The 11,882-nt window shown below is 70.2% G+C and carries 10 protein-coding genes; 3 read left to right on the top strand and 7 right to left on the bottom strand.

Annotated features, from left to right (window positions below; translation table 11 throughout):
- Nucleotides 1-38: 38 nt before the first annotated feature.
- The 3 genes from AB0G04_RS11665 to AB0G04_RS11655 all read right to left on the bottom strand — a co-directional run bounded on the left by AB0G04_RS11665 (nucleotide 39) and on the right by AB0G04_RS11655 (nucleotide 3,003).
- A complete protein-coding gene (locus tag AB0G04_RS11665) occupies nucleotides 39-1,187 on the bottom strand; it encodes an endo-1,4-beta-xylanase (RefSeq protein WP_360980541.1) in 1,149 nt (382 codons plus the stop codon).
- Between the two features lie 182 nt (nucleotides 1,188-1,369).
- Nucleotides 1,370-2,227 (bottom strand): SMP-30/gluconolactonase/LRE family protein, encoded by an 858-nt coding sequence (locus tag AB0G04_RS11660; RefSeq protein WP_360980538.1) that lies wholly within the window; start codon nucleotides 2,225-2,227, stop codon nucleotides 1,370-1,372.
- The gene (locus tag AB0G04_RS11655; RefSeq protein WP_360980535.1) at nucleotides 2,224-3,003 is read right to left on the bottom strand and encodes an IclR family transcriptional regulator; all 780 of its coding nucleotides are present in this window, start codon (nucleotides 3,001-3,003) and stop codon (nucleotides 2,224-2,226) included. The genes AB0G04_RS11660 and AB0G04_RS11655 overlap by 4 nt, the downstream gene beginning before the upstream one ends.
- Nucleotides 3,004-3,125: 122 nt before the next feature.
- Here AB0G04_RS11655 and AB0G04_RS11650 point away from each other — a divergent pair, with 122 nt between their 5' ends.
- Nucleotides 3,126-4,841: an IlvD/Edd family dehydratase gene (locus tag AB0G04_RS11650; protein WP_360980532.1), complete on the top strand. Its 1,716-nt coding sequence runs from the start codon at nucleotides 3,126-3,128 to the stop codon at nucleotides 4,839-4,841.
- A 19-nt stretch (nucleotides 4,842-4,860) separates the two neighbouring features.
- Entirely contained in the window at nucleotides 4,861-5,331 is a 471-nt protein-coding gene (locus tag AB0G04_RS11645; RefSeq protein WP_360980529.1) for an SRPBCC domain-containing protein, read from the top strand.
- A 14-nt stretch (nucleotides 5,332-5,345) separates the two neighbouring features.
- Here the strand turns inward: AB0G04_RS11645 and AB0G04_RS11640 are convergent, their stop codons facing one another.
- From AB0G04_RS11640 to AB0G04_RS11625, 4 genes are all read right to left on the bottom strand, one after another.
- Entirely contained in the window at nucleotides 5,346-6,014 is a 669-nt protein-coding gene (locus AB0G04_RS11640) for a cyclase family protein (protein ID WP_360980526.1), read from the bottom strand.
- A gap of 217 nt (nucleotides 6,015-6,231) precedes the next feature.
- Nucleotides 6,232-6,651: an SRPBCC domain-containing protein gene (locus AB0G04_RS11635; RefSeq protein ID WP_360980523.1), complete on the bottom strand. Its 420-nt coding sequence runs from the start codon at nucleotides 6,649-6,651 to the stop codon at nucleotides 6,232-6,234.
- Nucleotides 6,652-6,844: 193 nt separating this feature from the next.
- On the bottom strand, nucleotides 6,845-9,403 hold the full coding sequence (locus AB0G04_RS11630; protein WP_360980520.1) for a glycosyl hydrolase family 18 protein: 2,559 nt from the start codon (nucleotides 9,401-9,403) through the stop codon (nucleotides 6,845-6,847).
- A gap of 66 nt (nucleotides 9,404-9,469) precedes the next feature.
- Nucleotides 9,470-9,916, bottom strand: a complete 447-nt coding sequence (locus AB0G04_RS11625; RefSeq protein ID WP_360980517.1) for a cellulose binding domain-containing protein — start codon at nucleotides 9,914-9,916, stop codon at nucleotides 9,470-9,472.
- Between the two features lie 185 nt (nucleotides 9,917-10,101).
- Between AB0G04_RS11625 and AB0G04_RS11620 the strand changes: the two genes are divergently transcribed.
- Nucleotides 10,102-11,604 carry a S1 family peptidase gene (locus AB0G04_RS11620; protein WP_360980514.1) on the top strand — a complete coding sequence of 501 codons (1,503 nt, stop codon included), beginning with the start codon at nucleotides 10,102-10,104 and terminating at the stop codon, nucleotides 11,602-11,604.
- Nucleotides 11,605-11,882: the final 278 nt, after the last annotated feature.

Here is an 11,882-nt window from a genome sequence, read left to right as displayed (position 1 = left end):
CCGGCACCCGGACGGGGGTGCCGGCCCGGTCGCCGGTCTCAGCGGCGCGGCGCGCCGGCGGCGAGCGCCAGATCCTGCTGCAGCACGAAGTACTGGCTCTTCGGCTCCAGCTGCTCGTCGTAGATCAGGGCGGCGCCCTCCTGCGGGTCGTCGAACCAGCCCGGCACCCATGAGTAGGTGTCGCCGAAGCCCCACGGTGTGAACGAGATGCAGGCGCGGACCGCCAGGCAGGCCTTCAACGACCGGGACCAATAGCTTTCCTGGGCGTACGAGGCCAGCTCGTTCACCGGAGTGTTGACGGCGTCGGGCTTGGTGAAGGTGCGGACGTCCACCTCGGTCAGCGCGACCTTCTGGCCCAGTGCGGCGAACCGCTCCAGGTTGTTTTGCAGGTCGGGGTAGCCGTACTGGGTGGACAGGTGGCCCTGGAACCCGACACCGTGGATCGGCACGCGCTGGGCCTTCAGCGTCTTCACCAGCTCGTACACCGCGTTGCTCTTGGGGCCGGTGAACTCGAGGTTGTAGTCGTTGTAGAACAACAGGGCCTTCGGGTCGGCCTGGTGCGCCCAGCGGAACACGTCGGCGATGTAGCCGGTGCCGCCCCACGCCTTGTACCAGATGGTCTGCCGGGGCTGGCCGTTGTCGTCGAACGCCTCGTTGACCACGTCCCACTGCCAGATGTCGCCCTTGAAGTGGCGCATCTGAGCGAAGACGTGCTTCTTCAGCACCGCCTTCACCTCGTCGTCCGACAGGGTGGTGGTGTAGCCGTCGGTGGACAGCCAGGCCGGCAGCTGGTTGTGCCAGAGAAGGGTGTGGCCGCGCACCAGCTGGCGGTTCTTCTTGGCGAACGCGACGAGCTGGTCGGCCTTCTCCCAGGTGTAGGTGCCGCGGACGGCTTCGACCTCGGACCACTTCATGACGTTCTCCGCGGTGACGCTGGAGAACTGTTCCGCGGTGATCCGCGTGTATTTCTCGTTGGTGCCGAGCTCGTCGGCGTTCACCGCGGTGCCGATGCGCAGGCCGGTTTTCGCGGCGAGCGCTCGTAACGAGTCGGCCGGATAGGCCGGTGCCGCCGACGGCCGTGCGGCGGGCGGGGCGGCGACCGCGGTGGCCGAACCGGTGAACGCGAGCTGTCCACCGAGCAGCGCCGCGGTGCCGGCGACGGAGAGAAGAAACCAGGGACGACGCACGGGGGACTCCTTGCGAAGCGGGTTCAAAACTTTCGTAACGCTTCCGGAAGCAACGACAGGAATCTATGCGCGTTCGGGTCGGGTGGTCAAGGGTTCGGGGCAGCATAAAAGCCCGGCGAACATGTTGATCACCGGGGATACCGAAGACGGACTTTTTCCGAAAGTTACGACAGCGGCACGGTCTAACGGGCGGGATCCCAGTAGGGCACCGGCAGGCCCCGGACGCCGGCCCGGGCGGTGAACAGCCGGCCGGACAGCGGATGTGCCGCCAGCTCGCCGGGGGAGAGGTCCTGGGTGGCCGTGGTGATCACCAGGACGTCGAGGCCCGGGCCGGCGAAGGCGACGCTCGACGTGTGCGGGGCGTCCACCTCGACGACCGCGAGCAGGTCACCGACCGGCGATCGGCACTCGACCCGCCCCCCGCCCCACACGGCCAGCCACAGGTTGCCCTCGGCGTCCACGCACAGGCCGTCCGGGAACCCGTCGGTGACGGTGAACAGGGTGCTCCGTTGGCCGTCGGGGTAGTCGCGGACGTACACCGTGCGGGTGAGGGTGTCGACACTGTAGAAACGGTCGCCGGAGGGGCTCCAGGCCAGTCCGTTGGAGAGGGTCAGGTCGTCGTCGATCGTCGTGCAGGCGCCGCCCTCGAGACGGACCAGCAACTCCCGGTCACCGCCGAGACTGCCGACCAGGAACCGGCCGGCCGGGTCGACCGCGCCGTCGTTCAACCGGTTCGGCGCACCCTCCGCCAGGACCCGCGCCACGTGCGTACGGCTGCCGCCGGTGTGCACCCGGGTGAGGGTCTCGCGTTCGGCGACCAGCAGATCGCCGTCCGCCGCCACCGCCACGGCACCGACACTCCCGTCGAACGACCAGGTCCGGACCGGCTCGACACGGCCGTCGTCGAGCCGGCCCTCGTGAAGGTGGCCCGCCATGATGTCCACCCACAGCAGGCGTTGCCGGGCCGGATCCCACACCGGCCCCTCGCCGAGGAAGTAGCCCGTTCCGGTCGCCACCCGGGCATCGTGTCGCGTGATCATCGGGTCTCCGTTGCGCCGGCGACGATGGCACGGATCGCCGGCAGGTCGTCGGCGAGCTCGCGTACCGGCATCCGGTAGACGAGGCCGCTGATACTTATCGCGCCGCTCGGCACGGTCGGGGAAGTGAGGTAGGCCGGGACGGCGAGGCAGTTGACGGCGGGCTCGTTCTCCTGGTCATCGACGGCGTACCCGGCGGCGCGGACCCGTTCGAGCGCGGCGTGCAGCTCCTCGGGGGTGCCCGCCGACCGTTCGGTCGGCCGGTCCAGCGGCCGGTCGCCGACCCAGTCCCGGACCGCCTGCTCGTCGTGGAGCAGCCCGGCCAGCAGCATCTTGCCGACCGCCGTGCAGTGCGCCGGGTTGCGGCCGCCGATGACCGAGTTGAGCCGGACCGCTCCGACCGGCGGATCCAGCTTCGACCGGTAGACGACCGAACGGCCGTCGAGCGTGGCGTAGTGCACCGTCTCGCCGTACCTCTCGCACAGCGCCCGCAGGACCGGCATCACCCGGACGTGGTCGGGACGCTGCTCGTGATGGGCGAAGGCCAGCCGCAGGAACTCGTCGCCGAGCACGTACCTTCCGTAGCCGTCCCGGCTGGCGAAACCGGCCCGGCGCAGCGACGCGAGCGCCCGGTGCACCGTGGGTTTCGCGCTGGCGACCGCCCGGGCCATCTCCTCCAGGGCGATCCCGTCGGGGCGCCGGGCGAGCTCGGCCAGCACCGCCAGGACCCGTTCGGCGCCGACCAGGCGATCCGGCGTCGCGTCGTCCTGCTCCGTCACGGTTCCGGATCGTAGACCGATGGTCCGGCGGAGGAAACCGTTGCCAACTCACATCGATCAATGCCATCGTGATTTCGGCTGTATGACCACTGTTCCAACTGTCGAAATCTCGGAGGTTGGCGATGCATCCGCGACGCAGCGCGCAGTGGTACGCCGGCGACGACCGGAACAGTTACATCCACCGCGCCTGGATGCGCCGCGGTCTGCCGGCCGACGCGTTCGACGGGCGTCCGCACATCGCCATCGCCAACACCGCCTCCGACCTGACCCCCTGCAACGCCCACCTCGACGAGGTCGGGCGCAGCGTCGCCGCCGGCATCCAGCGAGCCGGTGGCATCCCGCTCAACCTGCCGGTCGTGTCGATCGGCGAGACACAGGTCCGGCCGACCGCGATGCTGTGGCGCAACATGGCCGCGATGGCGATCGAGGAGATGTTGCGCGCCAACCCGATCGACGGCGTGGTGCTGCTCGGCGGATGCGACAAGACGATTCCCGCGCTGCTGATGGGCGCCGCCTCGGTCGACCTGCCGGCCGTCGTGGTGCCCGGTGGCCCGATGCTCACCGGCACCTTCCGAGGCGTCCCGCTCGGCTGCGGCACCGACGTGTGGAAACTGTCCGAGGAGGTCCGGGCCGGCACGCTGAGCAACGCCGAGTTCCAGCGCTCCGAATCGTCGATGATCAGGAGCAAGGGCCACTGCAACACGATGGGTACGGCGTCGACCATGGGCCTGCTCGCCGAGGTGCTCGGCATGACCCTGCCCGGCGTGGCGGGCACCCCGGCCCCGGACAGCCGCCTGCTCGAGGCCGCCCACGCGACCGGCGTGCTCGCCGTCGAACTCGTCGATGAGGACCGGCGCCCCAGCCAGGTGATGACCCGCGGATCGTTCCTCAACGCGATCGTGGCACTCGCTGCTCTGGGCGGCTCCACCAACGCGGTCGTGCACCTGCTCGCCATCGCCGGCCGGCTCGGCGTGCCGCTCACCCAGGACGACTTCGACTCCGCCGGCGCCGGGGTGCCGTTGCTTGCCGACCTGCTGCCGGCCGGCCGCTTCCTGATGGACGACCTGCATCGCGCCGGCGGTCTGCACGGCGTGCTCGCCGAGGTCCGTGACCTGCTGGACCCGGCCGCGATCACGGTCACCGGGCGCCCGCTGGCCGACTGTCTGGACACCGCCCGCGTCTACGACCGCGAGGTGATCCGGGCCCGCGCCGAGCCGCTGCGGCCGCACGCCGGGATCGCGGTCCTCTACGGCAACCTGGCCCCGGACGGCGCGGTCGTCAAACCGGCCGCCGCCTCCCCGCACCTGCTGCGGCACCGGGGACCGGCCGTCGTCTTCGACTCCGTCGAGGACCTGCACGCCCGCCTCGACGACCCGGACCTCGACGTCACCGCCGACTCGGTGCTGGTGCTGCGCGGCTGCGGGCCCAAGGGCTATCCGGGCATGCCCGAGGTGTCCAACATGCCGCTGCCGGCGAAGCTGCTGGAACAGGGCGTCCGCGACATGGTCCGGATCTGCGACGGGCGGATGTCGGGTACGGCGTACGGCACCGTGGTCCTGCACGTGGCCCCCGAGGCGGCAGCTGGCGGGCCGCTCGCCAAGGTCCGCACCGGCGACATGATCGTGCTCGACATCGCGAGCCGGCGCCTGGACGCCGACGTGCCCGCCGCCGAGTGGGCGGCCCGCGAACCCTCACCGGAGGCGGCGAAGGCCTACGCGGCACCGCTGCGTGGCTGGGAACGGCTCTACGTCGACACCGTCGGGCAGGCCAACACCGGCGCCGACTGCGACTTCCTGCTCGGCTCCAGCGGCGACCAGGTGTCCCGCGAGTCGCACTGACCCGCCGTACGATTCGCGGATGACGAACGATCCCGTTGCGCCCGATCTCGAGGTGACCAGGGTGATGGCCGCGTCGCCCACCCGGATCTGGTCGGCCTGGACCGATCCGGCCGCGATCGCCCGATGGTGGGGACCCGACGGGTTCACCAGCACGGTACGCGAACTCGATCTCCGCGCCGGAGGGCGATTCGACGTGGTGATGCGCGGGCCGGACGGCGCCGAGTACGCCAACGTGTACGTCTTCGGCGAGACGGAGGCGGGCAGCCGGATCGCCTACGTCCACCAGGGATCGCCGGAGCACGGGCTCGGTCCGTCGCGCTCGGTCGTGGTCCTCGAGGAGGTGGCCGGCGCGGTGCCGCGGACCCGCGTGACCCTGCGGTCGTTCTACGGGTCACCGGCCGATCGCCGGCGTCATCTCGAGGACTTCCAGGCGGCGGCCGGAGCGAGTCAGCTGCTCGAGCGTCTCGAGCGGGTCGCCGCCGAGGGCTGATCCGGCCCGCCGGTTCAGGCCTCCAGTTGCATCGCCACCGCCCGTACCGGCGCCCCGTCCGCGTCGTCCAGGGCGATCGGAAGGCAGCAGATCAGCGGATCCGGGAAGTCGATCAGTTCCAGGTTGCGGAAGTTCTCGCCGATCACGCCACCCGCCCGGGCAATCAGGTGGTGCACCGGACAGCCGATCGGGGAGGGCGTCTCGTCGATGCTCGCGGCGTCGACGCAGAAGGTGCGGACACCCAGGCCGAGCATCCGCTTGCAGGCGTCCGCATCGAGGTAGGGGTGATCGAAATACGCGCCGGTGCCGTAGCACCGGGACCAGCCGGTGCGGATCAGCGCGATCACACCGGGGCCGAGCCCGGCCGGGTCGATCAGGTCCCAGGTGATCGGCGTACGCGGTGGCAGCCCCTGCACGTCGACGATCACGCCGGTTCCGGTGAACAGCGCCAGATCGAGTTCGTGCAGGCGGGGCGCGTCGTCGCGGAAGTGGTAGGGCGCGTCGACGTGCGTACCGGTCTGCGAACCCATCTCGACGTGCAGCAGGTTGAAACCGTCCCTCGGCACGGTCGCGTGCGCGGTCAGCCGGGGTTCGGGGTCGCCCGGGTAGACCTGCGTCCCGGGACCGACCGGCACGGACAGATCGACGATCCGGCGGACGCGCATGGTCTCCCTTCGGCGCATGTCTTCTTCGTGGGCGGCGGGACCGCGCCTGCCGAGCAGCCTATGGCAGGGGTACGACATACGAGTCGACCTTGCGATTAACCCGTCCCGGAAGGTGAACAGGTCGGCGAAGGCGAACGCGAACGGCCCGTGCGCGACACTGACGCCGCGCCCCTCACCGGTCGTGACGACGACCGGCCCGTCCGATGGCCGTGGATGACCCACTCCACGTCGTCGGTCAGGGTCGCGAGGATGCGCGGGTGGTCACTGGACCGGAACCCCGCGAAATACTCCTCGACCAGGTAGCGCTGGGTAGGTGGACCGTCAGCTCGCTGCCGTTGCCGGCGGCGCGGATGGTCACGGTCGTGCGCAGGCCGGTCAGAGGTTCGTCGAACACGAGTTCACCCGGTGCGGCAACGCTCACGTACACGAACCGCAGCCGGCGGGCGGCGCCGCCCGGCGCGCGGGTGTCGAGGGCGAACTCCCCGCCGGGCCGCAGGGCGACGGCCACCGACTCCGGTGGCACCGTGGCGTGTGATCCGCCCCAGAACGCCGCGATGCCCGACGGCGTGGTGAACGCGGTCCAGACCCTCTCCGGCGTGGCCGGGAGGCGGCGGCGCGCGATGAGTTCGTCGCCGTCGAGCTCCACCCCGATCATCGGTCCGTGCCATCGGTCAGGTGGCTCTCCAGAGCGTCGAGGCGATCGGTCCAGACCCGGTGCTGGTCGTCGATCCAGTTGCTCAGCAACGCGAGCTGGTCCAGGTGCAACCGGCAGGGGCTCCGGGTCTCTGTTCGTAGAAGGGCAGGCTGGGCGCGGTGTCCCGCGCCCAGCCGATTGTGCGGCGTGACGGTCAGCAGGCTCCGGCGTCGGCCCAGACGGCGGCCACGCCGGGTTCCTCGCCCTGGGTCCACCACTTGGCGGTCCACTTGCGGCCGTTGTGTGCGGCCTGCTGGTTGCCGGTGTACACCGAGGCCCGGTTCCAGGCGGCGGCCGAGCAGGTCCCGGGAAGACTCGGCGAGACTCCGACGCTCGGGGACGTGCTCGCGCTCGGTGAGGTGCTCGCCGACGCCGACGGTGAGGCGCTCGGTGAGCCCCCGCCGCAGGCGCCCGCGTCGGCCCAGACGGCGGCCACGCCCGGCTCGTCGCCCTGGGTCCACCACTTGGCGGTCCACTTGCGGCCGTTGTGTGCGGCCTGCTGGTTGCCGGTGTACACCGAGGCCCGGTTCCAGGCGGCCACGGCGCAGGCCGGGACGCTGGGGGAGACCGGGACCGACGGTGAGCCGGTGGGCGTCGCCCCGGCGCCGCGCGGGTTGTCGGTGGTCAGGGAGTACGACGTGCCGCCGAACGTCACGGTGTAGTTCGACGGCCCGGAGATCGGCAGCTGGTAGACGATCGCCATGTCGATGCTGCCGCCGGCCGGGATGCTCTGGTACCCCGGCAGGGTGAACGACGCCCGGTGGAAGGTGCCCTTGAGCCCGCCGATGTTCGGCCCGGTGTGGTCGCTGCTGACGATCCGGGTGTTGCCGCCGGACTGGTCGCTCAGGTTGGCCGGCGCGGCGACCGGGTAGTCGAACTGGAACTCGGCCCCGCCCGGGATGGTGACCGCCGAGTTGTTCCGGATCCGCATCTTCGGGTTGATCGGGTAGTTGTTGTCACCCAGGGCGTACTCGACCAGCTCGATCCGGACGTCGAGGCGCTGGGCCGGCATGGCCCGGGTGGCCTTGACGACGTCGGACTTCGCCGCGTTGCGGAACTTGTCGTACAGCGTGGTGGTGAGGGTGTCGCCCATGACGTACTCGCCCTTGGCGCTGTCCAGGCGGTAGTCGCCGGCCAGTTCCCAGATCATCACACCGCCGAGGCCACGGTCGATCACGTAGTCCGCCTTGGCCGCCAGGGACTGTTCGTCCTCGGTGGAGAGGAAGACCTTTTTCTCGGCGTTCCACAGCCACGGCGCGACCAGCGTGGAGTCGTAGTGCCGGGTGTAGGTGCCGGTCAGTTTGTCCTCGGCGTCGGTGGCCGGGGTCAGCCCGTACGCGCCGAGGTAGCTGCCGGTGATCCCGTTCTGCAGGTTCTTGGCGTGCCACATCGGGTTGGAGCCGGCGCCGACCTCTTTGCCGTCCTCCTGGTCGTGCCACAGGTTGTCGATGCCGCGGGCGCCGTCTCCACACGCCGTCGTACCCCGTGGGCAGGTGCCGGTGGCGCGGGCCCGGCCCCACAGGCCGTTGGTGCCGCCGGTCACGTTCTTGTGGCCGCGGGTGTAGTACGGCACACCGATGTTGATCCGCCCGGACGCCATCGCGCCGCGCATGTACTTGGCCGCCCAGTCGGTGTTGAGGTAACCGATGCCGCCGTACTGCTGTGCCGAGTAGACGCTCGCCCCGGCAAGTTCGGCGTCCTTGCCGTCGTCGAACAGCGCGGCGTTGGGTCCGACGTACTCGTTCCAGGCGCCGTGCAGGTCGTACGACATGACGTTGACGTAGTCCAGATACTGCAGCGAGCTGAAGTTCTCCATGCCGCGCAGCAGGTAACCGGAGGACGGCGACGCGATGGTCAGCAGGTAGTACTTGCTGTCCTTGGCCGAGGCGGCGTCGAGCTTCTCGCGCAGTGTCTTCATGAGCGCGTGGTAGCTGCGGTTCAGGCCGGCCCGGCGGGCGTTGCTGATCGCGAAGTCGTCGGGGTGCCCGGCGTCCTTCATCGAGCTGGGGTACTCGTAGTCGATGTCGACGCCGTTGAAGCCGTACGTGCGGATGAAGGACACCGCGGAATCGGCGAACGTGTTGATGCCGGCCTGGTTGACCGAGCCGTCCGCGTTGGTGGTCATCGTGTAGAAGCCGCCGCTGCCGACGCGGGCGCCGGAGGCGTCGAAGTAGCCGCCGGTCTCGGCCCAGCCGCCGACCGAGATCAGCGTCCGGACGTCCGGGTGCTGCTTCTTGAACTTGGTGAGCTGGTTGAAGTGCCCCTGGTAGGGCACTGCCGAGTCCATCTCGGCACCGGCCACGCCGGGCCAGGTCATGCCGGTGGCGGCGTTCTTGGCGCCCGCGTCCCCGACGGAGATCCGGTTCTGGGCGTCGATGTGCGCGAACGCGTAGTTGATGTGCGTGACCTTCTGCCACGGGATGTCCTTGGCCAGGTACGACGGCTGGCCGCCGGCGCCGGTGCGCCAGCCGGTGAAGTAGCCGATGATGCGGCGGCCGTGGTCGGCGCCGAGTGTCTCCCGGCCTTCGGTGTCGTACGCCAGGCAGTAGGGCGTGTCGACACCGGCGGTCGGTGTCATGCCGTCGGGCCGGCAGGCGCTGTGGTCGGTGGCGGCGGCGTCGGAGGTCAAAGGAAGGCCGACGATCGCCGCCGCGGTCGCGACGAGCGCGGCGGCGATCACCGAGGATCTGGTCAGGGTTCGACGAACCAGCAAGGAACTTCTCCTAGGTCGGAGGAGTGATGTTCGTAACTGCCGCCTAATATTAAGTAAACTTTCCAATTAGTAAAGGGTTACGGGCGTCGAAGGTGTTGCCGCGCAGCAGGCCACCGGTCGTGCCCTCTTTGATGTCGACGTGCTCCGCCGCGACACCCGGCCCGATCCGGTTGTCGAGCACGCCGATCCGGTCCGAGGCATCGACGCCGCCGGAGATGCCGTAACAGGGCCAGTTCGAGTTGGCCGAGCCCAGGTAGACGCCCTCGCCGTACGCCGGTTTGGGTCAGGCCGGTGTTGACGATCCGGGAGTTGCGCAGCACGCCGCCGGACGACGAGCGGCGGAAGTGCACACCCTCGTCGCCGATGTCGCGGACCTCCGTTCAGTGGCAGTCCGCCGTTCACGACGTTGAAGCCGAAGCCGGTGGTCGCGCCGGGCGCGATCGTGCCGTTCCAGTTCAGGTTCGTGGACCGATAGTGGTCGCCGGACGCTGTCAGGCGGCCGCGGCGCCGCACAACAGCGGGCGAAGGAACGACATTTAGTAAGTTGACTTAACAGATTCGCGCCTGTCAACGGGCCTCGTGTGTCGATTGTTGCCGCGATATGAGCCAGAAGCTATCTACCGGCTTGAATTCATGCAGGTCTACGGTACGGCCACCTGATGTGACAAAGCTCCGCCCACCCGAGGGAGTCCCGGATCATGAACCGAGTCCTCGCCGGTGCGGCGGCAGCGATCCTGCTGCCGGCCGGACTGACCACCGCCCTGATAGCCATGCCCGCAGGTGCCGCACCCTCCGGGCCGACACCCGTCGCCCCCGCCGGCGAGGCCGCCTCCGCCGAGATGCTCGCCGCCATGCAGCGCGACCTCGGCCTCACCGCCTCCGCCGCCCGCACCCGCATCGCGTCCGACGCGCACGCCAGCCGCACCGAACTGGCGCTGCGCAAACAGCTCGGCTCGGCCTTCGGCGGCGCATGGCTCACCGCCGACGCCAAGTCGCTGATCGTGGCCGTCACCGACAGCGGCAGATCCGCCGAGGTCGCCGCCGCCGGTGCCACGCCCGTCCTGGTCAGCCGCAGCGCCGGTCAGCTCGACACGATCAAGGCACGCCTCGACGCCGCCGCCGCGAAAGCGCCCGCAACCTCGGTGCCCGGCTGGTACGTCGACGTCAAGAACAACACCGTCACCGTCCAGGCGCGCGGCGGCACCACCGCCGCGAAAGCCTTCATCAAGGCCGGCGGCGTCGACGCGAAACAGGTCCGGATCGAAACGACGAACGAACAACCCCGGCTGCTGTACGACGTACGCGGTGGCGACGCCTACTACATCGGCGGCGGACGCTGCTCCGTGGGCTTCTCGGTCAACGGCGGGTTCGTCACCGCCGGGCACTGCGGCAGCACCGGCAGCAGCACGACCGGCTTCAACCGGGTCGCGCAGGGCACCTTCCAGGGCTCCTCGTTCCCCGGCAACGACTACGCCTGGGTGTCGGTCAACGCCAACTGGACCCCGCAGCCCTGGGTCAACAACTACTCCGGCGGCAACGTGATCGTCGCCGGTTCCACGGTCGCCGCCGTCGGCGCGGCCATCTGCCGGTCCGGCTCCACCACCGGCTGGCGCTGCGGCACCGTCCAGGCCTACAACCAGACCGTCAACTACGCCGAGGGCTCGGTCTCGGGGCTGACCCGTACCAACGCCTGCGCCGAACCCGGCGACTCCGGTGGATCCTGGCTCAGCGGCCAGCAGGCGCAGGGCGTCACCTCCGGCGGATCCGGCAACTGCACCTCCGGCGGCACGACCTACTTCCAGCCGGTCAACGAGATCCTCAGCGCGTACGGCCGGACGCTGACCACCAGCGGCGGCGGCGGCACGACCCCGCCGACCACCCCGCCGACCGGCTGCACCGGATACGAGTTCTCGGTGAACGGCTCGCTTGCCAGCGGCGGCAACGCCTACCAGCCGAACAACAGCTACTACTACTCGTCGGCCGCCGGCAGCCACCGTGCCTGCCTGGACGGCCCGGCCGGCACCGACTTCGACCTGTACCTGCAGAAGTGGAGCGGCGGCGCCTGGACCGCGGTCGCGAGCGGCACCACGCCCACCGCCGACGAGTCCGTGACCTACTCCGGGACGAGCGGCTACTACCGCTGGCGGGTGCACGCCTACAGCGGTTCCGGCGGCTACGCCCTCGGCTACACCAACCCCTGACCGTACGGCACCGCGCCGGCCCGCATCGAGTCGCCCGATGCGGGCCGGCGCCATACCTCCCCGCCCTCCCCGGCGCAGCCGCGCCGCCGCCTCAACCACCCGAGCCAGCAGCGACGCCCACCCGCCCAAGCCCGGCGTGCCGCCCCGAGCCATCGGTGGCGTCCAGCCGTCTTAGCCCAGCTGTCTCGGCCGCCCCGAGGCCGGGGGTGGCGTCCAGCCGTCCGAAGTCGGCTGGGCATCACCGTTGTCTTGGCCGTGCTGAGTCAGCGGTGGCGTCC

Origin of the sequence: Actinoplanes sp. NPDC023801 (genome assembly GCF_040639655.1) — a bacterium.
Classification (GTDB): Bacteria; Actinomycetota; Actinomycetes; order Mycobacteriales; family Micromonosporaceae; genus Actinoplanes.
Note: the sequence above shows the minus strand (reverse complement) of the source record. Positions and strands in the feature narration are given on the sequence as shown.